This window comes from Caballeronia concitans (assembly GCF_001544615.1).
GTDB lineage: Bacteria > Pseudomonadota > Gammaproteobacteria > Burkholderiales > Burkholderiaceae > Caballeronia > Caballeronia concitans.
Genome location: NZ_FCNV02000008.1, coordinates 12,102 through 33,552, shown reverse-complemented (window position 1 = coordinate 33,552; position 21,451 = coordinate 12,102). Strand labels below are relative to the sequence as shown.

Below are 21,451 nucleotides of genomic sequence, written 5' to 3'. Positions count from 1 at the left end.
ACCGCAGCCACGCGCATCAACGTGCCTGCCGCGTCAGCATCATCGATCACATCCATCAGCACCATGAAGTCACCCATGAGGCTCGCGGCATTGCCGCTGGCAGCCCTCGTATCGTTCGCGGTCCACGCGCAACAGTCGCCGTCCCCCGCCGATCAAGCCGCCGCCGCGCGCGCCAATGCCATCCAGAATCAGCAGGTTCAGCAGCAACGCGATGCCGAGCAACGCGAAGCCGCCACGCAAGCGCCGGTCGTGCGCTCCAGCGTGCCCGGCGACGGCGGCTTCCCCTCGCTGCCTGCGGAAACGCCGTGCTTTCGCATCGATACATTCGCGCTCGATGTTCCATCGACGTTGCCGGAAGCCGTGCGTGAGAAGGGCGCATCCGCGTTGCCGCTCGATCGTTTCGCATTCGCGCGCGATTGGCTCGACCATTACAAGGGACAGTGTGTCGGCAAGGAAAGCGTCAACGCGTTGACGAAGGGGCTGCAACAGGCCATTCTGAGCCGCGGGCTGGTCACGACGCGCGTGCTCTTGCCGCAACAGGATCTATCGACGGGAACGCTGCGGGTCGCGCTCGTCCCGGGCGTCATCCATGCGCTGCGCTTCGAGCAATCCGATACCTCCGGCTCGTGGAAATCCGCGTTTCCCGCGCGCGCCGGCGACGTGCTGAACCTGCGGGATCTGGAGCAAGGCATCGAGCAGATGAAGCGCGTATCAAGTCAGGATGCCGAAATGAAAATCGAGCCCACGAGCACGCCCGGCGAAAGCGATGTCGTCATCAGCGTGAAGCGCTCGAAGTCGTGGAGCATCGTTGCTTCGATCGACAACTCAGGCAGCCGCGCAACGGGCAAGCTGCAAGGGAACGTGGGCATCGGCATCGACAATCCGCTCGGGCTCAACGACATCTTCAGCGCGGGCGCGAGCCAGGACTTGTATCTGCACGATCACGCGCGTGGCTCGCACGGTTTCAACGGCTCGTACTCCGTTCCGTGGGGATACTGGACCGCATCGCTCTTCGGCAACACGAACACGTATCATCAGCAGATCGCGGGCGTCAATCAGACGTTCGTCTCGAGCGGCAATGCGCAGACGGCTGGTATCAAACTGCAACGCGTGTTGTCGCGCGGCCAGAGCGACGTGGTCGGAAGCTACGTGCAACTGTCGCGGCGCTTTGGCGAGAGCTTCATCGACGATACCTCCATCACGCTCCAGAACCGCAACAACACGTTCCTCGAAGCGGGAGTGACCGACCGTCATTACTTCGGCCGCGCGCAGTTCGATGGCACGCTCGCGTATCGGCAAGGCATCGGCGCATTCGGTGCAAAGCCGGACCCGCATATCGACGACGATCCGAACATCGCGCCGACGCCGGCCACGGCGCCCGCAAGCCCGACGTATCGCTTTCATATGGCCGTTGCCGATATGAATCTCTCGATGCCGTTCGCAGTCGGCCAGCAGAACTTCCGCTACGTGGGCACGGTGCACGCGCAATATACGAACGACAGCCTCTATTACATCGACGATCTCACCATCGGCAGCCGCTATACCGTGCGCGGTTTCGATGGCGAACAGATGCTGGCCGGCGAGCGCGGCTTCTATTGGCGCAACGAGTTGCAGGCGATGATCGGACAGTCGGGACAGTCGCTTTACGCGGGAATCGATTATGGCCGCGTGTTCGGGCCGAATACGGCGTTTCTCGCCGGGACGCAGCTCGCGGGCGCGGTGATCGGCCTGCGCGGCGGCGTGCCGTCGAAGTATGCGGGCTTCAGCTACGACGTGTTCGCGGGTACGCCGCTCTACAAGCCTTCGTCGTTGTCTACGTCGCGGGTCACGGTCGGGTTCCAGATGACGGCGCAATTCTGACGCGCGCGCCATGCGTCACCGTTTCGTCAGACCGTGGCACGTCGCGTGCTCAAGACCGAATGCGACGAGCCGCTGCGTGCAAAGCCGCGGCGGCCGGCATGCAGAACAATGCACGAATCGCATCTGCAACCTGATTTGCAACCGCTGACAGAACCGCTAACAGGAGTCATTGGACATGAAACGTATCGCTCTCTCGTGCGCTGCTGGCGCATTCGCTCTCGTCTGTGCATCCGCGTTCGCACAGGACAACCCGCCGAGCTCGTCGACGGGCCTGCAGGCAGGGGACAACGCGCAGACCACGACTCAGGGTCCGGGCACGTCGCACAAGTCCTCGCATTCGAAGAAGTCGCACGGCAGCCATACGTCGTCGATGAAGACCGGACCTTCGACGGCACCGAGCGGCACCGCAACGCCGAGCGGCCCGGGCGCACCGGTCAGCGCAAGCGGCTCCGGTCAGTAAGCCTTGACTTCACAGTTGTAAAAACGGGACGCTCGCGAGCGTCCCGTTTTCTTTGTGCGCCTTCATGCGACGGCGCTAGCCTTCATTTCGCAAACAGCGACGCCATGTTCGCAAAGGCCTTGATCTCGACGGCATTGCCCGACGGGTCGAGGAAGAACATCGTGGCCTGCTCGCCCACTTCGCCCTTGAAGCGAATATGCGGCTCGATGATGAAGCGCGTTCCCGCAGCCTTCAACTTCTCCGCAAGCGCCTCCCACTGCGGAATGGACAGCACCGCGCCGAAGTGACGTACCGGCACGGCGTCGCCATCGACGGCGCTCGTCGAGCGATGCCCCACTTCATCGGGCGCGAGATGCGCGACAATCTGATGCCCGTAGAAATTGAAATCGACCCATTCGTTCGAACTGCGCCCTTCGGGGCAGCCGAGCAGATCGCCATAAAACTCGCGCGCGGCGGCGAGGCTATGAACGGGAAACGCGAGATGAAACGGCGGCATGACGTCGTGCGGGGTGCTCATGTGGGTTGTCCTCGTTTGCGCTTTAGCGAAAGAAGTGAATCGAGGCCTCGATTGTATTGATGAATAAATCTGGTGAAAAACGATATATTTCGACTGTCACCATCAATTAAATCGATGAATTCCCATGCTGCGCGAACTCACTACTTTCATTGCCGTTGCGCGCTTCGGCACGTTTGCGGGCGCGGGCGCGCAGATCGGTCTCACGCAATCGGCGGTCAGCGCGCAGATGCAGCGGCTCGAAGCGCATCTCGGCTTTGCGCTCTTCGATCGCACGGGCCGCTCCGCGACGCTCAACAAGGCCGGCCGCCGCACGCTCGAACTCGCCGATGAACTCATCGCGCTGTACGCGCGGCTTGCCGAACCGGAAGGCGAGGGCGGAGGCAGCGGCACGCTCGGCGTGGGCGCGATCGCATCGGCGCATGCAGCGCTCTTGCCCGATGCCATCGCCGAATTTCGACGCATGTTGCCCGCGTGGCGCATCCGGCTCGTGCCGGGCGTATCGCTCAATCTGCTTGCACAAGTCGATGCCGGCGAAACGGACATGGCCGTCATCATTCGTCCGCCGTTCTCGTTGCCCTCGGAATTGCAATGGCGCACGCTCGTCGCCGAACCCTTCGTGCTGCTCGCACCGGCCGCGAAGAAGCGCATGGGCTGGCGCGAGCTGATCGAAACGCAACCGTTCATTCGCTATGACCGTCGCTCGTTCGGCGGCCGGCAAGTCGACGTGTTTCTGCGCAAGAAGCGCATCGATGTGCGCGATGCAATCGAGGTCGATGAGTTGCAGGGCATTGCGCAATTGGTTGCGCGCGGCTTGGGCGTGGCGTTGCTGCCGAAGTCGGCGGGCATCGGTGCGTGGCCGCGTGGCGCCGTTGCGCTCGATCTCGGCGACGATACGTTTCATCGCGAGATCGGGCTCGTCGAGCGTGTGCGGCGCGGCCGTCACGATGCCGCGACGCGTCTTGCGGACTGCATCGTCGATGCAGCGGCGTATGAGGCCGACGGCCTGCAAGCGGCGTCACGCAAACGCGCAACGCGCAAAAAGACCGCCTAGAATGCGTTGCAGGCGCATGCGAATTCATCCATCACGCGAGGCCGATTGCGATGAACGACCGGCAATACTCGGGCGCGCTCTCCATGTCCGCGATGCTCGCGTGGCTCGAACGCGTCGATCCCGGCACGCATCGGCGTATCAAGGGCTTGCGGCTTGTCACGGCATACGGACTCGCGGCGGCTGTCGGCACCTTGCATGACGTCACGCGCGATGTGCCCGCGAGCGTATCCGTCGGCACGCTCGCAGCGACGTTCGCGCTATGGGCGAGCGTCTCGGAAGCGCGCACGACGCGCGCGGAATCGAGCCGCGATCTCGCCATCTTTTGCACAGCCGCCGCGTTCGGCGCGTTGACGTTCGTGTTGTTCGCGCCGTTGTCTCGCGAACTCGGGCGCGGCGGCGCGGAATTGATACTTGTGCCGGGCGCGTTTCTCGCGGGCTATCTGAAGCGCTTCGGTGTAACGGGCGCGGGCATCGGCTCGCAGTTCTATATCGGCCAGCTCGTGGCTTATGCGACGAATCTCGCGCGCGTGGATGCGTGGGCCATCGTGCTTGCATTGTTCATCGCGATGCTTGCCGCCATGGTCCCGCGTCTTTTGAGCGGGCCGGCGGAACATCCCGCGGTGCTGCCGGCGCTCGCTTCCGAATCGGCATATGGCAGGCACGCGGTATCGCCCGCATTCGCAATGGGCTTGCAGGCCGCGAGCGGCGCGCTCGTCGTGGTAATGCTCAATGCTGCGTTCGGCCTTGCTGAATCCGTATGGGCGATGACGGCCTGCGTGTATGTCGTCGCGACCTCGGCGGTCGGCACAGCCGAGCGCGTGCGGCGGCGCATCTATGGCACGCTGGTCGGCGTGCCTGTCGGTCTGATCTGCTTGCCGCTTGGGGAACATGCGCCGCTCGTGGTCTGGTCGATGGCCGCGTTCGCGATGATCGTCTTTTCGATGGCCACGCCGGACCGCTACGACATTGCATGCGGTGCGTTTGCGTTTGCGCTCATCGTGACGCTTGCGGCAAGCGGCGTGCATTCGGTGCCGCTGCTCGCGGCGCGTGCGTGGGAAACGTTGCTTGGCGGCGCGCTCGGCCTTATTTCGGCAAGAGTGATTTTTCCGCTGAAAGCAGTGCAATAACGCAAACAAAGCGAACGTTCGATGCTTCGCTTCGATCGCCGCCTTTCTTGACAGCGCCTTGCGTGGTTTATAGCTTGTAAGGAACCTTTAGGAGGCTCGCATGGATCGCCGCCGGTTCCTGTCCCTGTCCGCGTTCTATACCGTTGCAGCGGCGTCGGGCACGCTCACAGCCTGTCATCATTCGGACGACGACGATAACGGCAGCAGCACGCCACCGCCGCCGCCCACGGGCGCCTATGTGTTCGCACAAGGCGTCGCGAGCGGCGATCCTCGCGATACGTCCGTCGTGCTGTGGACGCGTTGTGTCGCCAACGGAGGAAACGCTGCGCAGCCTGTCGCGCTCACGCTGCAAGTGTCGCCGCTTGCCGATTTCTCGAAGCTCGCCGCGAGCGTGCCGTTGAGCGCCGTGCCGGCATACGACTTCACGGTCCGCGCGAAGATAACGGGGCTGACTGCGAAGACGACTTACTACTACCGCTTCATCGCGGGCAGCGATGTCAGCCCAATGGGCACGACGCGCACCGCGCCCGCCGCGAACGATGCAGTCGCACAACTGCGCTTCGCGTGGTTCACCTGCCAGAACTGGAACGCGAACCACTGGCAGGCCATGACCTTGATGGCCGCGGAAACGGATCTCGACTTCGTCGTTCACGTGGGCGACTACATCTACGAGACGGTGGGCACGCCGCTCCAGACCAACGCGGCCGAACCCGCGCATACGCCGATCACCTTGCCCGATGGCCTGCCGCTCGCAGGCGGCGGCGTCTATGCGAACACGCTTGCCGATTACCGCACGCTTTATCGCACGTATCGCGGCGATGCGCGTCTGCAGACGGTTCACGCGCGCTTTCCGGTAATCGCCATCTGGGACGATCACGAATTCACCGACGATTGCTGGCAAGACCATCAAACCTACACGAACGCCAACCTGCAACAGACCGCGCGTCGCCGCAATGCGAATCAGGCGTGGGCGGAATATCTGCCAGTGGATTGGGGCGATGTCTCGTTCGATCTGAACAACGCGAACTACGACAACATCCACATTTATCGCGACTTCCACTTCGGTTCGCTGCTGCATCTCGTGATGACCGACGAGCGGCTCTATCGCGACGATCACGTCGTCAGCGAAGCGGCCATTGCGCAGGCGCTCGGACACGATCCGGTGAATGGCAACGACCTCGTCGGCTCGCGTTACTTCGTGCCGCAAAAGGTGCTCGCGCAGTTCGAGGCACTCGATACGCAGCGTCTCGGGCGCGTGCCTTCGATGCTCGGCCCCGTGCAGACGCAATGGTGGAAGGACACGCTGAAGGCATCGACCGCGACGTGGAAGGTGTGGGGCAACGAAGTGATGCTGAACCGCATGTGGCTCGACTTGCGATCGATTGCGCCCGCACCGGACAACGCCGTGTTCGTGCTCGACTGCGATGCGTGGGACGGTTATCCGTCACACAAGGCCGATCTCACTTCGTTCGTGAAGACGCAGGGCATCACGAACGTGATCGCGATCACCGGCGATCTTCATGCGTTTCAGGCGGGCATCGTGCGAGACGTGCCCGATCCCGCGACCGGCACGCCGGTCATCATCGATCTGATGGTCGCGGGCATCAGCAGCCGGCCGTTCTTTCAGGACGTCGCGACCTACTCGGCGGGCATGCCGCTCGCGTCGCTGATCACCTCGTCGAGCGTGCTGGATAACTTCGTCATGCAGAACAATCCGGACATGCTGTATTCGGATCTCGACGGCCTGGGCTATGCATCGGCGACCGTCACGCCTGGCCAGTTCGTCGCGATCTTCAACAAGGTGAAGGGCTTGAACGCAGATCGCACTGCGCCACAGGCCCCGCTTGCCAAGCGCACGCGCTTGACCATCAACGCGGGAGCGGTATCGATAGGCGTCGAAGACAACGTGTGAACGCGCAAAGCGCTTCATTCACGAAGCGCTCATCCATCCATTCTTATCCGCGCTTCCGGGGGGATTTCAATGTACAGGCACGCACGTAGACTGCGTGCACATTTCGGAAGGTCGCTTGCTGAACTTCGTGCAATGAGGCCGATGAAGTGGATCATTGAAACCCTCAGGAGCACGATCATGATCAGGAAACTCGGCGGCATCATCTTCGTTGCGGCTTCGCTTGCCGCGTCTTATGCACTCGCGAGCGGCTATGGCCCCGCGCCGCATTACACGCCTTCGAGCGGCGCGCCCGCGTCGCAGCAGGGCATGAACACGCAAACCATCGCAGCCGATGAAGCCGCGACGCAATACCGCAACGACGCCAGCGTGTCCAAGGACAAGCAGGACAGCCCGCTCGTTCAGGCGCAGGATTAAGAGCCTCTGAAGGCATCGGCGCTAGAGCATGCTCAAACGTCGATGCCGATATGTCTTTCCGCGCTCGTGCCTTTCACGGGATCGACTGTTTCGACCGTCTCACGCGCACGTCCCAATTCCACGGTGGGCATGAAGAGCATCGATATGACCGCGCCGATAGCGATCACGAACATCGACGTGAAGGTCAGATGCAACGCGTGATGCAAGGCAAGCCGTATCTCCGTGTTCGCCGAAAAATTTCCGGGTACGGCCGTCAGCAATTGCTTGAGTTGATCGGCGCTTACCGCAGGCAAGCCGCTCGCATGCGTGAGTCCATAGTTCTGCACCGCGCCGAATACGGCCGCGCCGAGTGTGTTGCCGAGATTGCGCGCAAAGAGATTCGATGCCGTCGCGCTGCCGCGCTCGGACAGCTTCACGATTTCCTGAATGAGGATGAGGCACGACACGCTCAGCACGCCCATGCCGAAGCCCATGACAGCGGACCCTACGCCCGCGAGCACGGGGCTCGATTGCGGCGTGAGCAACACGAACGGAATCGCGCCGAGTGGGATGAACACCGTCCCGCCGATGAGCAAACGACGCAGCCCGATGCGGCTGAACGTGCGCGACGTGAAGGTCGCGCCGCTGGGCCAGCCGACCATCATCATCGTCAGCGTGAAGCCTGCTTCCACCGGCGAGCGATGCATCACGCCCTGCACGTACATCGGCAGGAACGTGGTCAGGCCCATCAGCGCCATGCCGGCAAGCAGCGTGGCCGCGTTGCCGGCCGCAATCGGGCGATGCGCCCATAAACCGAACGAGATCATCGGATCAGCGGCGCGCCGTTCCTGCAACACGAAGAGCACGCTCGCCACGACGAACACCGCCACTTCGACGCCGACGCGCGCGTTGTTCGCGCTGCCCGCGTCGGTGAGCGCCATCATCAGCGAAGCGACGGCTGCCGTGAAAAGACAGGCGCCCGCAATATCGATGGCCGGGCGTTCGTGACGTTTCTCTTCGTGCAGGAACATCACGAATAGCAGCGCGGCGAGCACGCCGATCGGCACGTTGATCCAGAAGATCCACGCCCACGACAGATGACGGATGAGCAGCCCGCCGACCATCGGTCCGAGCACGGCGGACACGGCCCACACGCTCGCGAGATAACCCTGCACCTTGCCGCGTTCTCTCGCCGGATAAAGATCGCCGACGACAGTGAGCGCAACGGGCAGGATTGCGCCCGCGCCGACGCCTTGTATCAGGCGAAAGACGATCATCGCGGGCATCGACCATGCGAAGCCCGCCAGCACCGAGCCGATCAGAAAGATGGCGATGCCGACGAGTATCGCGGGCTTGCGGCCGAAGAGATCGGCGAGCTTGCCGAACACGACGGTCAGCGCCGTCTGCGTCAGCAGGAACGACGAAAACACCCAGCTATAGAGATTGAGTCCGCCGAGTTGCGTGGCGATTTGCGGCATCGCGGTAGAGACGATGGTCGCTTCGATCGCGACCATGGCCATGGACGCCATCACGGCAGCGATGACGAGGGGACGCTGGGTTTGCTTGAGCTGCGGCATGCGAGTGAGTTTTTATCTGGCTGCAGCGGCATTGGCGCGAGAGTCCGCCGCTAAAGGACACGCAATGGTATCCCGGTACGCCAAACGCCGCTTGCGGGCCCTCATTCTTTCCTCATTCTCGTGCGCTAGGCTGGGCCTGGCCTTTTCTCGAACCTTGCGCGACTATCGCGCTGGGACCTGCGCATTTTTTTAGTGTATTGATCGATTCCAATGCCGTCCTTCCGCTTTAAGCCGCGAAGCAGAATCAGCCACGCAAGCGGCTCGCCCTCATTATTGACGACGCTGCGGACTCACATGATCAAATCGCTAAGAAACCAACTGGTCGTCGCGCTCGGGTTACTCGTGAGCGTGATCGGCATCGTGCAGGGCGTGAGTTCGTATCAGTTGAGCAAGACCGGCATCAGCGCGCTGCTGGATTTGCGTCTGGAACAGGTGGCGGCGCGCATGCGAGATGGCTTTGCAGAAGGCATTCCGCAAAATCCCGCGCGAGGCTCGCAAGATGATCGGGATATCGTCGTCGTGGTCTGGAAGGCCGGCGAGGACACGCCGTTTCGCACCACCGATCCCGCATTGCATTTCTCCCCCGACGCGTCACCGGGCTTTTCGAACGCCATGTTCAACGACGAAGACTGGCGCATTTTCACGCGTAAGGAGCCGACGATGACCATTCAAGTGGCGCAGCGTTCGTCCGTGCGCCGTGCGCTTGCCGAAGCCAGCGCGACCAAGACGCTCTGGCCTATCGCTGTGCTGTTGCCGCTCATGTGGATTGCGGTTGGGCTCGTCGTGCAGCGCTCGCTGCGCCCGCTCAAGCGCCTGGGCAACGAAGTGCAGGCCATCGACACAGCTCACCTCAAGCCGCTGCCCGCTGCCGGCGTGCCTGCGGAGATCGCGCCTTTCATTCATTCGATCAATACGATGATCGAGCGTCTGGCGAGGTCGATCGAAAGCGAGCGCAACTTCATTGCGGACGCCGCGCACGAATTGCGCACACCTCTAACCGCGCTTCAGCTTCAGGCCGATAATCTCGCGCCGCATATTTCGCCCGGAAATCAGGAGCGATTCCGTGAATTGCGACGCGGCATTGCGCGCAGCGGCAGTCTCATCACGCAACTCTTGCGTATGGCACGCGCGGATGCGCCGATGAACAGTGAAGCGATGGTGCGTGTGGACATGGCCACGGTCGTCAGGGACGCCATCGCGGACGTATTGCCGATTGCGTTTCAACGCGGCCTCGATGTCGGCGCCGAAGAAATGGTGGGCTCCCACGTGCGCGCGGTGGAAGCGGACATCGGCATTGCAGTGATGAATCTGCTTTCCAATGCGGTGCGCTATACGCCCGACGGAGGAACTGTCGATGTACGCATGCGCCGCGATCACGACAAGGTACGGATCGAAATCATCGATACCGGCCCCGGCATCGCGGAAGAATTGCTGCCTCGCGTGTTCGACCGCTTCTTTCGCGCGAATGCGGACATAGAGGGAAGCGGACTGGGATTATCGATCGTGAAAGCTATCGCCATTCGCTATCACGGCGAAGTGACGCTGCGCAATCGCGACGATGGCCGCTCGGGAATCGTGGCGTCGATCGGCTTTCCCGTCGACGAACGCGCGGACCTCTCCCCACGAGAAAACACTGCCGCAACCGCGTGAGTGCCGTCTAAAATTCATTCGCCACGCGGCGCGATATCAATAAAAGATCGGTCGTGCATATTTATCGCCTCGCGCTCGAACTCACTCCGGTGTGCGAGGTGCAGCATGCGAATTCTTCTGATCGAAGACGACGTGCAAATCGGCACGAGCCTCATGCGCGCTCTGAAGGACGCGGACTACGCCGTCGATTGGGTGCGCGACGGCAACGCGGGCCGCAAGGCAATGGACGCCGCCGAATACACGGTCGTGCTGTTGGATCTCGGCTTGCCGGGCATGACGGGCATCGAGTTGTTGCGACAGGCGCGTACCGCCGGCAACGCAACGCCTGTGCTGATTCTCACTGCACGCGACGATCTCGACACGCGCGTGCAGGGCCTCGATCTCGGCGCTGATGATTACCTGCTCAAGCCTTTCGACATGCCCGAGCTGCTTGCGAGAATTCGCGCGGTACTGCGCAGAAAAGCGGGATACGCGGTATCGCGTCTCGGGGACGAATCCATCAATCTCAATCTGGATCAGCGCACGCTCACATGCGGCGAGACGTCGGGCGTGCTCTCGGCGCGTGAATTTGCGTTGATGCACGCGTTGATGGAACGCCCCGGCACTATTTTCTCGCGCGACCAGTTAGAAGACCGTCTCTATGGCTGGGGCAAGGAAGTGGAAAGCAATGCCGTGGACGTACTCATTCACTCCGTGCGCAAGAAATTCGGCGCGGGCGTGATTCGCAACGTGCGTGGCCTTGGCTGGACCGTCATGCTCGGGCAGGCCGGCCGCGACGATGCGAAATAGCGGCGCATCAAAAGCGGTGCGCATCGTCACGCGCATTCATCGAACCGCAAAAAGGCAGCGTGTAACGGGGCGCGTCGTTTTCTACGTGTCGCATGCGGCGCTCGAGATCGGCAAGATCGGTCGATGAAGCGAAATAGGCGTCTGTTGACGTGTCGTGCCGCGAGAAAATCAATTCGCCAAAAGACTTCGAGATTCGTTCGAACATGATGGACTCCGTCGCTAAATAATCACTAAGAACGACGTGCCCGCTTGCTTGATTGCGTTCAAACGTCCGTCGATGCAAAGCAGATTAAGCCCCGAGAATTAGCGGCCAGTGAGCACGGCCAAGCGTTCGTCAACGCACGATGTCGCTTCGTAAGAGCACTGCCGCGCCGCACCATCACGTGCTATCGTGTTTCAATACGAACGTAAGCGCGTGCTTCGGCGCCGCTCGTCGAAACGTCTTTCGTGAACTGCCGCCATGAACGATGTGCCTCGTACTCTCAGTGCCCGCGATCGCGTCGAATTGCTCTGCTGGCTCACGTGCGGCAGCCTCGGCGCGTTCTATCTCAACGGCGACTGGCCGGCGGCGGCGTTTCATGTGCAGGCGGCGCATAAATGGCTCGACCGGCATGGACGGCTTGCGGACTGGCTCACGGTCGCGAAGCTCGCGGCCATCGCGCGCGAACTCGCCACGCGTCATTGCGCACTGCTCGAAGCGGACTGGGCGCGTGACGCCGTCGAAGAGATTCTCGATAGCGAGGATCTCAACTATCAATCGGACGTCGTGAGGCAGGTTTTCGACGATTGCAGCCGCGCGCTCGCGGAAAAGCGCACGCCGGAATAAAGCATTGAGGCGCACTGGCGCAAATGACTGTATGGATGTACAGTAAGCGCGTTTTTTCCTTTGCCGCTTGTGCCTTAAAGCCCTTTAGCCGTCGATGAACGCTTCAAGTTCGACACCCGCTACGCATCCGCCCAAACGTATCGCTCATCTCGACATGGACGCGTTCTTCGCCTCCGTGGAATTGCTGCGCTATCCGGAATTGCGCGGGCAGCCGGTCGTCGTGGGCGGCGGGCGCAACGCCACGCCGGAAACGCTTCCTGACGGCACGCGGCGCTTCGCACGCTTGCGCGACTACGCGGGCCGGGGCGTGGTGACCACATCCACGTATGAGGCGCGCAAATTCGGCGTCTTTTCCGCAATGGGCATGATGAAGGCCGCGCAACTCGCGCCCGACGCCATTCTCCTGCCGACCGATTTCGATTCATACCGCCACTACTCGCGCCTCTTCAAAGCCGCTGTCGCGACCTTCACGACGCAAATAGAGAATCGCGGCATCGACGAGATTTATATCGACGTAAGCGACCTGGACGGAGATTCCGCCGATATCGGCAAGCGCATGAAAAACGCGGTTTACGAAGCGACGGGACTGACATGTTCCATATGCATCGCGCCGAACAAGCTGCTTGCGAAGATCGGCTCCGAGCTGGACAAGCCCGACGGCCTCACCATTCTCACGATGAATGATCTGCCCACGCGCATCTGGCCGCTGGCCGCGCGCAAGGTGAATGGGATTGGACCGAAGGCAAACGAGAAGCTGGCGGCGCTCGGCATCGTGACAGTCGGCGATATTGCCGCTGCGGACCTCGGGTTCTTGCAGACGCATTTCGGGGCGACGTATGCGGCGTGGCTTGCACGTATCGCGCAGGGACAGGACGATCGGCCGGTCGTCGTGAGTTCCACGCCTAAGTCGATGAGCCGCGAGACCACCTTCGAGCGCGATCTTCATCCGAAGCATGACCGCGCGACCTTATCCGCGGCTTTTACCGGCTTGTGTCAGCGCGTGGCCGACGACCTTCAGCGCAAAGCGTATGTCGGGCGCACGGTCGGCATCAAACTGCGTTTCGACGACTTTCGCACCGTTACACGCGATCTGACGCTTCCCGTCGCCACTGCCGACGCAATGGAAATTCGCCGCGCCGCGACGGAATGCCTGAAGCGCATCGTGCTGGAAAAAAGATTGCGGTTGCTCGGCGTGCGCGTCAGTGCGCTGAGCGCGGCAGGCGAAGCCGATGCTTTCGTCGCGCCCGTGCAAGTGGAATTGCCATTCGACGCGCTAGAGGACTGACAGCGCGGCTTAGCGTGCGGTTGCATAACGATTTCGCGGATCGTTGTTTGCGCGCGTGGCGCGGGCGGCGTAGATTGTTCGTCTGTCCGCCGACTCCAATGCAACCGTGACGATTCTCTCTCCGACTCGCGACGCTTCCCGGGAAGCCGTCGATTCAGGCATCACCATTCGTCCGTTCGACGGCCCGCTAGGCGCCGAAGTCATCGGCCTCGAATTGTCCAGGCCTCTTTCGCAAGCGGATTTCGCGCGCATTCATCGCGCGCATCTCGACTATCACGTACTCGTATTCCGCGATCAGCACATCACGCCCGATGAGCAGATTGCGTTCAGCAAGCGCTTCGGGCCATTGCAAAGACACGTGCTGCATCAATTCGCGCTCGACGGGCATCCTGAAGTGCTGATCGTGTCGAACATCGTGGAAAACGGCAAGCCTATCGGCCTGGGCGATGCCGGTCATTTCTGGCATTCGGATCTGTCGTACAAAGAAAAGCCAAGCCTCGGTTCGATGCTGCATGCGCAAGAGCTGCCCGCGACCGGCGGCGATACGCTCTTCGCCAATCAGCATCTCGCATGGGACACGCTGCCCACGCATCTGAAGCAAGCGATTGAAGGGCGCAAGGCGGAGCACACGTATCTCGCCAAGTATGCGGAATTGCAAAAGCGCAGTCCGTGGCGGCCCAATCTCACTGCGGAGCAGATCGCGCAAGTGAAGCCCGTCGAGCAGCCGATCGTGCGCACGCATCCGGAGACCGGGCGCAAGGCGCTGTTCGTCAGCGAGCATTTCACGACGCGCATCATCGATATGCCGGAAGACGAAAGCCGCGCATTGCTCGACGAACTCTTCGCGCATAGCGTGCAGCCCGCGTTCGTTTATCGCCATGCATGGCGCGACCATGACATGGTGTTCTGGGACAACCGCTCGGTCATGCATCTCGCGGCAGGCACGCCGGACGATCAGCGTCGCAAGCTGTACCGCACGACCATAGAAGGCGACGCGCCTTTCTGACTCAACACAAATAGTCCTTGAAATACGGGGTTTCCGATGCATTCTCGACGAGGGAAGGGCGCGTTGCGCGCGCTCGCCGCCGCGTTGGCGCTGTCGATCGGCGTGGGCGCTTCGAACGCTCATGCCGAAGGCACGCTGCGCATTGCCGAACAATATGGCGTGGTTTATCTGCTGCTCAATGTCGCGCGCGATCAGAAGTTCATCGAGCAGGAGGGCAAGAAGCAGGGCATCGACATCAAGGTGGATTGGGCCAAGCTCTCGGGCGGCGCGAGCATCAACGACGCGCTGCTGTCCGGCTCCGTCGATATCGCCGCAGCAGGCGTCGGGCCGTTGCTCACCATCTGGGATCGCACGCATGGCCGCCAGAACGTAAAGGGCGTGGCATCGCTCGGCAATCTGCCGTACTACCTCGTGTCGAATGACCCGCGCGTGAAGAGCATCGCCGATTTCACCGATAAGGACCGTATCGCGGTGCCGGCGGTCGGCGTGTCGGTGCAGTCACGCGTTCTGCAATTTGCAGCGGCCAAGCAGTGGGGCGACAAGCAATATGATCGTCTCGACAAACTCACTCAAGCAGTGCCGCATCCGGACGCGGCAGCGGCGATCATCGCGGGCGGCACGGAAATCAACGCGCATTTCGGCAATCCGCCGTTCCAGCAGCAGGAGCTTGCGGGCAATCCGAAGGCCCATATCGTATTGAATTCGTACGATGTACTCGGCGGTCCGAGTTCCGCAACCGTGCTCTACGCCACCGAGAAATTTCGCGACGCGAACCCGAAGACGTATCGCGCTTTCGTCGATGGCCTCGCCGATGCCGCGCGCTTCATCACGCAACATCCCGAAGACGCCGCAGATATCTATCTGCGCGTGAATCAGGCGAAGATCGATCGCGCCCTGCTCTTGAAGGTCATCAAGGACCCGGCGGTGCAATTCAAGGTCGCGCCGCAAAATACCTTCGCGCTTGCGCAATTCATGCATCGCGTGGGTGCGATCAAGAACGAGCCGAAGTCCTGGCAAGACTATTTCTTTAGCGATCCCGCCACACGCGACGGCAGTTAAAGAAAGCTCGGGCGCTTATCCGCGATGCTGCATTGAATATGCGCAATGATTGGTTAGCGCGCGCATCGCGGGCCGGTATCTTGGTGGTTTGATTTGAGCGCGCTGCGATCATGGCTGCCAATCCTCACTTGCTTTATCCAATAGAAGGCGGTCAGGCCGCCGAAACGAGCGGCAAATTATTGTCCGCGCGTGACGTCACGCTCGAATACCGCACGCCCGAACGTCTCGTGCGCGCGACGCACGACGTGAGTTTCGATGTCTATGGCGCGGATCGATTCGTATTGCTCGGACCGTCCGGCTGCGGCAAGTCGACATTGCTGAAGGCGGTCGCGGGCTTTATCGAACCGGTATCCGGCAGCATCGAGATCGACGGCGAACGCGTGACGGGACCGGGCGCGGATCGCATTGTCGTGTTTCAGGAGTTCGATCAGCTTCCGCCCTGGAAGACGGTCTTGCAGAACGTCGCGTTTCCGTTGCGCGTGGCGCGCAAGTTGGGCCGTGCCGAAGCGCGTGAACGTGCGCTGCATTTTCTCGACAAGGTCGGCCTTGCGCGTTTCGCCGATGCCTATCCGCACACGCTGTCGGGCGGCATGAAGCAGCGCGTCGCGATTGCGCGTGCGCTTGCCATGCAGCCGCGCGTTCTGTTGATGGATGAGCCGTTCGCCGCACTCGATGCGCTCACGCGCCGCCGCATGCAGGAAGAGTTGCTGCGTCTCTGGAGCGATGAACGCTTCACGCTGTTGTTCGTGACGCATTCGATAGAAGAGGCGCTCATCGTCGGCAATCGCATTCTGCTTTTGACGCCGCATCCGGGCCGCGTGCGCGCCGAATTGAACAGTCATCAGTATTCGCAGGAAAGCGTGGGGCGCGGTGAGTTTCAGCAAAGCGTCGCGCGCATTCATCGCCTGCTATTCGAAGAAGAGGTTGCGCGATGAGCACGCCGCAATTCATGGAGCCGCCCGTTCGGCCCGAGTTCGAAGTCGTTCCGTCCACACTCGAACAGCCATCGCACGAAGCGCCTTTGCCGTTGGCCACACGCCTCGTCGATCGCGCATGGCTGCGCAAGACGCTCATCGCGCTGGTATTGATCGGCATATGGGAAATGGCGGCGCGCTTCGTCGATAACGATCTGCTCTTGCCGACCTTCAGCGCGACGTGCATCGCATTCGTGCAAGGCATTCTCTCGGGTGAGTTGATCGAGAAGGTCGCCATTTCCATGTCGGTGCTGCTGCGCGGTTATTTCCTCGGTGCGGCGCTTGCTTTCGTGCTGACATCGCTTGCGGTGTCGACGCGCATCGGCCGCGATATTCTGTCGATGCTGACCGCAATGTTCAATCCTTTGCCGTCCATCGCGCTATTGCCGCTTGCCTTGCTGTGGTTCGGGCTAGGCACGGGCAGCCTGCTGTTCGTGCTCGTGCATTCGGTATTGTGGCCGCTTGCGCTCAATACGTATGCGGGCTTTCAGGCGGTGCCGGCCACCTTGCGCATGACGGGACGCAATTACGGGCTCTCGGGCTTGCGGCATGTCGTGCTCATTCTGGTGCCGGCCGCGCTGGCTTCCATTCTCGCGGGCTTGCGCGTCGGCTGGGCCTTCGCGTGGCGCACATTGATCGCGGCAGAGCTTGTCTTCGGCGCGAGTTCGGGCAAGGGCGGTCTTGGCTGGTACATCTTCCAGAATCGCAACGAGCTTTATACGGATCGCGTTTTCGCGGGGCTTGCCGCGGTCATCGTGATCGGGCTCGCGGTCGAACATCTCGTGTTCGATACCATCGAGCGCGTGACCGTGCGGCGCTGGGGCGTCCAGTCCTGACGGAGAATCGCGTGGCGGCACGCATCGTGCATCGGGCGTAGGATCGTTAAATTCGCCATCATCCGATGCACACCGCCGAATGAAAATCGCGACCTTCAACATCAATGGCATTCGCTCGCGTATCGACGCCTTGCTGACATGGCTCGAACGCGAAGCGCCGGATATCGTGTGCTTGCAGGAACTGAAAGCGACGGACGCGCAATTTCCCGCCGCCGCCATCGAAAACGCGGGCTATGGCGCGCTGTGGCACGGGCAGGCGTCATGGAACGGCGTTGCCATTCTCGCCAAGGGTTCGCAGCCAATTCTCAGCCGGCGCGGTCTGCCCGGTTTCGAAAACGATACGCATAGCCGCTATATCGAAGCGGCCGTGCATGGCTTGTTGATCGGTTGCCTTTATCTTCCCAACGGCAATCCGCAGCCCGGACCGAAATTCGATTACAAGCTCGAATGGTTCGAGCGCTTCAACGCGCACGCGGCGGCGTTGCTGAAGAGCGGGCATCCGGTGGTGCTTGCGGGCGACTACAACGTCGTGCCGACCGACGAAGACATCTACAACACGCGTTCATGGCTCAAGGATGCGCTCCTTCAGCCCGAAAGCCGCGCCGCTTATGCGAGGCTGCTCGCGCAAGGCTGGACCGATGCATTGCGAAAGAAATATCCCGAAGAGCGCATCTATACGTTCTGGGATTATTTTCGTCAGCACTGGCAGACGAATTCGGGATTGCGCATCGATCACATCTTGCTGAGCAAAGACTTGGCTCCCAAACTGCAGGATGCGGGCGTCGATAAGTGGGTGCGCGGCGAACCCCACGCGAGCGATCATGCGCCCACGTGGGTCGTATTGAAGGAATCGCGCGGCAGGAAAAAAGCTTCCGAAGCCTGACGCTTTAAACCTGACGTCTCGATGACGCGCGCGATGCCTTGGCGATCGGCGTTTCAGTCGTCTCGCCCAATTGCTTGGGCGCGCTCGCCGCCTCGTTGGCGATGTTGCCGCTTGCATCCAGAATGGCGCCGCTCGTCTCTTGCGTTGCTTCGCTTGCTGCTTCCGCAAGATTCGTGATGACGACGCCGGCTTCTTGCGCCGTCGATTGCGCCGTCTGCTCGGCCTCGCTCGAAGCGGTGTCGAACAGGCCCTTCAACGTGATGCCGTTGCGTTCATACTGACTGCGCATTTCGCCGATGATGTCCGCTTCCGTCGACGTCACGATGGACCACACGTTCTGTCCATACGAAGCCGCTTTCTGCGGGAATTGCGCGAGCATGACGGACTGCCAGCCGAGCACGCTTGCGCCCGAGTCATCGGCAGGCTGCAAAAGCGTGTTGCTTTCTTCGATTGCGCTGCGCACCGTTTGCACGTTCAACTCGGTGAGTTGCTGCAAGCCGCTGGCGAAGCGACCGCTGACGTTGAGAAAAGCCTGAAGGTTGGCGCGTGCAATCGAGGGAATCTGATAAGCGATATTGCCGGGATATTGAAACATTGACCGCTCCTCTTGTGAATGTCGAATAACAACCGGTAAATGGAGCGCGCCGGACGGCGCAAAGCTCATCGACTACGAGTTCGTTGAGACGAGACACATCCACAGCGGTTCCCATTTCGCGCCTGATTTTTTAAAGCACGGTCGTCAGTTGGCGTCGTGGACTTTTTGTTTATCCCGCGCCTTGATCGATGCGAGGAATTGCAGCACGTGCTTGCGTCCGCCTCGGTCCCACACGTCGATATGATCGGCGCCTTCTATGAACGCAAGATGTTTGTCGCCTTGCGCGGCGTCGAAAAGACGCTGGAAATGCGCGGGCGGAATGACGAAGTCTTTCGTGCCGCCGTAGATCAGAATCGGCGCGCGCACCGACTTTATTTTCGCGAGACTGTCATAGCGGTCGCGCGCAAGGTATCGCACGGGAAAGAGTTTGAAGCGTGCCGCAGCGACATCGACAATGCTCGTGAATGGTGCTTCGAGTATCAATGCATCGATACGCACTTCGCTTGCCAGTTGCACCGCGACGCCCGAGCCTAGCGAATAGCCATGCAACACGATGGATGGCGAACGCGCGGCGGCATACGCATAAGCGGCGCGGGCATCGGCATAAAGACCCGCTTCGTGCGGCTTGCCGGGATTGCCGCCATAGCCGCGATATTCGGCGAGCAGCACGCCGTAGCCCGCCTGCATCAATTCCAGCGCGATGAACGCGCGTTGCGTCAGGTCTTCGCCATTGCCGTGAAAGAGCAGCACCGTCGGCGATGCGGCATCGGGCGGCGCGCCGTAACGTGCGACCAGATTGAGACCGTCCTGCGTGCGAACGGTGATGAGTTGCGTGCGATCGTCGAGCGTGGCGTCGACCACGGCCTGCGCCTGCTCGAGCGGATAGACCAAGCGGCCTTGCAGCCAGTAAAGCGCGGCGAGCGCGGCAAGGTAAGCCAGCGCGATGGCGGCAAGCAGCAGCCCAAGCAGTTCCATCATCGTGCGCGGCGGATAGTGGGGGAATAGCCGCATGATAAAACGCGCCGCTTAAAGAGGCGCACGCAGAGGCTCAAGCGTTGTCGTCGCCCTGGCGCAAGCTTAGAGGCATATCGGCCGCGATTTCACGTTGCACGTCGTCGGTGGGCCGGCCTCGATTGAAGAGCGCATTGAGCAGAATGGCGACCACCGCCGTCAGCGTGATGCCGCTATGGGTGAGCGGCCCGGCCCACGCGGGCATCTGGCCGAAGAACGTCGGCGCGGTCAGCGGAATGACGCCCACGCCAAGGCTGATCGCCACGATGAGCAGGTTGTTCTTGCTTTCGAAATCCACCTTGCTGAGGATCTTCACGCCGGTGGCCGCGACCATGCCGAACATGGCGATGCCCGCGCCGCCCAGCACGACGACCGGTATCGATGCAATGAGGTTCGACAGCTTCGGCAAGAGCCCGAGCAACATCAGGATGACGCCCGATACCGCGACCACCCAGCGGCTTTTCACGCCCGTGATGCCGACAAGCCCGATGTTCTGCGAAAACGAAGAATGCGGGAACGTGTTGAAGATGCCGCCGATTACCGTGCCAAGACCGTCGGTGCGCAGGCCGCGCGTGGCGTCGGCGCGCGAGACCGGACGCATCGCGAGATCGCCGAGCGCGAGGAACATGCCGAGCGATTCCACCATGATGACGACCATCACGAGACACAGTGAAGCAATGGCCGCGAAGTCGAACGTCGGCATGCCGAACGCGAACGGCCGCACCGGCGCGAACCACGCGGCGCGCCCGATGCCGGAGAAGTCGATCAGGCCGAGCGGCAGCGCAATGGCAAAGCCGATCGCCATGCCGAGCAGCACCGATATGTTCGCGATGAATCCGCGCAGGTACTTGTTGATGAGCAGAATCGCGAGCAGCACGATGCCCGCGATCATCAGATTGCGCGGGTCGCCGAAATGCGGCGCGCCGCGTCCGCCGGCCGCCCAGTAGATCGCCACCGGAAAGAGCGTCATGCCGATCGTAAGGATGATCGTGCCCGTGACGATAGGCGGGAAAAAGCGCATCAAACGCCCGAAAAACGGCGCAATGACGATGGCGAACACGCCCGCCGCGATGGTCGCGCCGAAGATGGCGGGCAGCCCCGCGCCGGACGAAGCCATCGCGACCATCGGTCCGACGGGCGCGAAGCTCACGCCCATGATGACCGGCAATCGTATGCCGAACTTCCACACTCCGATGCACTGCACCAGCGTGACGATGCCGCACGCGAACAGGTCCGAGCTGATGAGGAACGCCACCTGATCTTTCGGCAATTTAAGCGCCGCGCCGATGATGAGCGGCACCGCTATCGCTCCCGCATACATCACGAGCACATGCTGAATGCCGACGGCGAGCATCTGACCGAAGGGCAGCACTTCGTCGACGGGATGAATCGTTTGGGACATGTGCGCTCCGGTGGCAGAAATGTGCCGGACCAGTATTGCACCGTGCATCGCGCGAAAAAATATTCGGGCTGCTATCTGCGGTATGCCATGAACCTCTGCCGATTCGCACGGAAACTATGACCGAGTCAGTGAGCCGGATCGGCAGCATGTGCCGATCCTTACGATTCTTCGGCGGAATCGCGCAACAATCAGACGAAGTCTCTCGAATCAAGGGGCCGCGCACTGTCGATTTTTGAGA

Annotated in this window: 21 protein-coding genes; 15 read left to right on the top strand and 6 right to left on the bottom strand. The window is 61.5% G+C overall.

The window, feature by feature from the left end; translation table 11 throughout:
• Nucleotides 1–63 precede the first annotated feature (63 nt).
• Nucleotides 64–1,860, top strand: a complete 1,797-nt coding sequence (locus AWB72_RS18195; RefSeq protein ID WP_087128428.1) for a ShlB/FhaC/HecB family hemolysin secretion/activation protein — start codon at nucleotides 64–66, stop codon at nucleotides 1,858–1,860.
• Between the two features lie 175 nt (nucleotides 1,861–2,035).
• Nucleotides 2,036–2,320: a hypothetical protein gene (locus AWB72_RS18190; RefSeq protein ID WP_052449878.1), complete on the top strand. Its 285-nt coding sequence runs from the start codon at nucleotides 2,036–2,038 to the stop codon at nucleotides 2,318–2,320.
• Between the two features lie 82 nt (nucleotides 2,321–2,402).
• Here AWB72_RS18190 and AWB72_RS18185 read toward each other — a convergent pair whose 3' ends face one another.
• Complete coding sequence (locus tag AWB72_RS18185) at nucleotides 2,403–2,837, bottom strand: VOC family protein (RefSeq protein ID WP_087128426.1); 435 nt, start codon at nucleotides 2,835–2,837, stop codon at nucleotides 2,403–2,405.
• Between the two features lie 124 nt (nucleotides 2,838–2,961).
• Here AWB72_RS18185 and AWB72_RS18180 point away from each other — a divergent pair, with 124 nt between their 5' ends.
• The 4 genes from AWB72_RS18180 to AWB72_RS18165 all read left to right on the top strand — a co-directional run bounded on the left by AWB72_RS18180 (nucleotide 2,962) and on the right by AWB72_RS18165 (nucleotide 7,341).
• Nucleotides 2,962–3,888 carry a LysR family transcriptional regulator gene (locus AWB72_RS18180; protein ID WP_040050555.1) on the top strand — a complete coding sequence of 309 codons (927 nt, stop codon included), beginning with the start codon at nucleotides 2,962–2,964 and terminating at the stop codon, nucleotides 3,886–3,888.
• 50 nt (nucleotides 3,889–3,938) lie between these two features.
• Nucleotides 3,939–5,015: an FUSC family protein gene (locus AWB72_RS18175; RefSeq protein ID WP_040050554.1), complete on the top strand. Its 1,077-nt coding sequence runs from the start codon at nucleotides 3,939–3,941 to the stop codon at nucleotides 5,013–5,015.
• 100 nt (nucleotides 5,016–5,115) lie between these two features.
• Nucleotides 5,116–6,927 carry an alkaline phosphatase D family protein gene (locus tag AWB72_RS18170; protein WP_040050553.1) on the top strand — a complete coding sequence of 604 codons (1,812 nt, stop codon included), beginning with the start codon at nucleotides 5,116–5,118 and terminating at the stop codon, nucleotides 6,925–6,927.
• Between the two features lie 177 nt (nucleotides 6,928–7,104).
• The gene (locus AWB72_RS18165; RefSeq protein ID WP_040050618.1) at nucleotides 7,105–7,341 is read left to right on the top strand and encodes a hypothetical protein; all 237 of its coding nucleotides are present in this window, start codon (nucleotides 7,105–7,107) and stop codon (nucleotides 7,339–7,341) included.
• Between the two features lie 32 nt (nucleotides 7,342–7,373).
• Here AWB72_RS18165 and AWB72_RS18160 read toward each other — a convergent pair whose 3' ends face one another.
• Entirely contained in the window at nucleotides 7,374–8,897 is a 1,524-nt protein-coding gene (locus AWB72_RS18160; RefSeq protein ID WP_052449875.1) for an MDR family MFS transporter, read from the bottom strand.
• A gap of 294 nt (nucleotides 8,898–9,191) precedes the next feature.
• Here AWB72_RS18160 and AWB72_RS18155 point away from each other — a divergent pair, with 294 nt between their 5' ends.
• Complete coding sequence (locus AWB72_RS18155; RefSeq protein WP_040050552.1) at nucleotides 9,192–10,547, top strand: sensor histidine kinase; 1,356 nt, start codon at nucleotides 9,192–9,194, stop codon at nucleotides 10,545–10,547.
• Between the two features lie 105 nt (nucleotides 10,548–10,652).
• Entirely contained in the window at nucleotides 10,653–11,336 is a 684-nt protein-coding gene (locus AWB72_RS18150; RefSeq protein WP_040050551.1) for a response regulator transcription factor, read from the top strand.
• A 7-nt stretch (nucleotides 11,337–11,343) separates the two neighbouring features.
• On the opposite strand, the gene AWB72_RS18145 is transcribed toward AWB72_RS18150, so the two are convergent.
• Entirely contained in the window at nucleotides 11,344–11,541 is a 198-nt protein-coding gene (locus tag AWB72_RS18145) for a DUF3563 family protein (RefSeq protein ID WP_040050550.1), read from the bottom strand.
• A gap of 255 nt (nucleotides 11,542–11,796) precedes the next feature.
• Here AWB72_RS18145 and AWB72_RS18140 point away from each other — a divergent pair, with 255 nt between their 5' ends.
• The 7 genes from AWB72_RS18140 (at nucleotide 11,797) to AWB72_RS18110 (ending at nucleotide 18,205) form a co-directional block, all read left to right on the top strand.
• Nucleotides 11,797–12,162, top strand: coding sequence for a hypothetical protein (locus AWB72_RS18140; protein WP_040050549.1), 366 nt, complete (start codon nucleotides 11,797–11,799; stop codon nucleotides 12,160–12,162).
• Nucleotides 12,163–12,256: 94 nt separating this feature from the next.
• Entirely contained in the window at nucleotides 12,257–13,447 is a 1,191-nt protein-coding gene (gene dinB, locus AWB72_RS18135) for a DNA polymerase IV (protein ID WP_052449874.1), read from the top strand.
• A gap of 106 nt (nucleotides 13,448–13,553) precedes the next feature.
• Entirely contained in the window at nucleotides 13,554–14,453 is a 900-nt protein-coding gene (locus tag AWB72_RS18130) for a TauD/TfdA dioxygenase family protein (protein WP_087128425.1), read from the top strand.
• A gap of 36 nt (nucleotides 14,454–14,489) precedes the next feature.
• The gene (locus AWB72_RS18125) at nucleotides 14,490–15,512 is read left to right on the top strand and encodes an ABC transporter substrate-binding protein (RefSeq protein ID WP_040050547.1); all 1,023 of its coding nucleotides are present in this window, start codon (nucleotides 14,490–14,492) and stop codon (nucleotides 15,510–15,512) included.
• Between the two features lie 110 nt (nucleotides 15,513–15,622).
• On the top strand, nucleotides 15,623–16,447 hold the full coding sequence (locus tag AWB72_RS18120) for an ABC transporter ATP-binding protein (RefSeq protein WP_040050546.1): 825 nt from the start codon (nucleotides 15,623–15,625) through the stop codon (nucleotides 16,445–16,447).
• Entirely contained in the window at nucleotides 16,444–17,322 is an 879-nt protein-coding gene (locus AWB72_RS18115; RefSeq protein WP_040050545.1) for an ABC transporter permease, read from the top strand. The genes AWB72_RS18120 and AWB72_RS18115 overlap by 4 nt, the downstream gene beginning before the upstream one ends.
• A gap of 79 nt (nucleotides 17,323–17,401) precedes the next feature.
• On the top strand, nucleotides 17,402–18,205 hold the full coding sequence (locus tag AWB72_RS18110) for an exodeoxyribonuclease III (protein WP_087128423.1): 804 nt from the start codon (nucleotides 17,402–17,404) through the stop codon (nucleotides 18,203–18,205).
• Nucleotides 18,206–18,209: 4 nt separating this feature from the next.
• Here AWB72_RS18110 and AWB72_RS18105 read toward each other — a convergent pair whose 3' ends face one another.
• From AWB72_RS18105 to AWB72_RS18095, 3 genes are all read right to left on the bottom strand, one after another.
• Nucleotides 18,210–18,800, bottom strand: a complete 591-nt coding sequence (locus AWB72_RS18105; RefSeq protein WP_040050544.1) for a phasin family protein — start codon at nucleotides 18,798–18,800, stop codon at nucleotides 18,210–18,212.
• A gap of 144 nt (nucleotides 18,801–18,944) precedes the next feature.
• Entirely contained in the window at nucleotides 18,945–19,811 is an 867-nt protein-coding gene (locus AWB72_RS18100; RefSeq protein WP_244285676.1) for an alpha/beta hydrolase, read from the bottom strand.
• A gap of 37 nt (nucleotides 19,812–19,848) precedes the next feature.
• Nucleotides 19,849–21,213, bottom strand: coding sequence for a nucleobase:cation symporter-2 family protein (locus tag AWB72_RS18095; RefSeq protein ID WP_040050543.1), 1,365 nt, complete (start codon nucleotides 21,211–21,213; stop codon nucleotides 19,849–19,851).
• Nucleotides 21,214–21,451 lie beyond the last annotated feature (238 nt).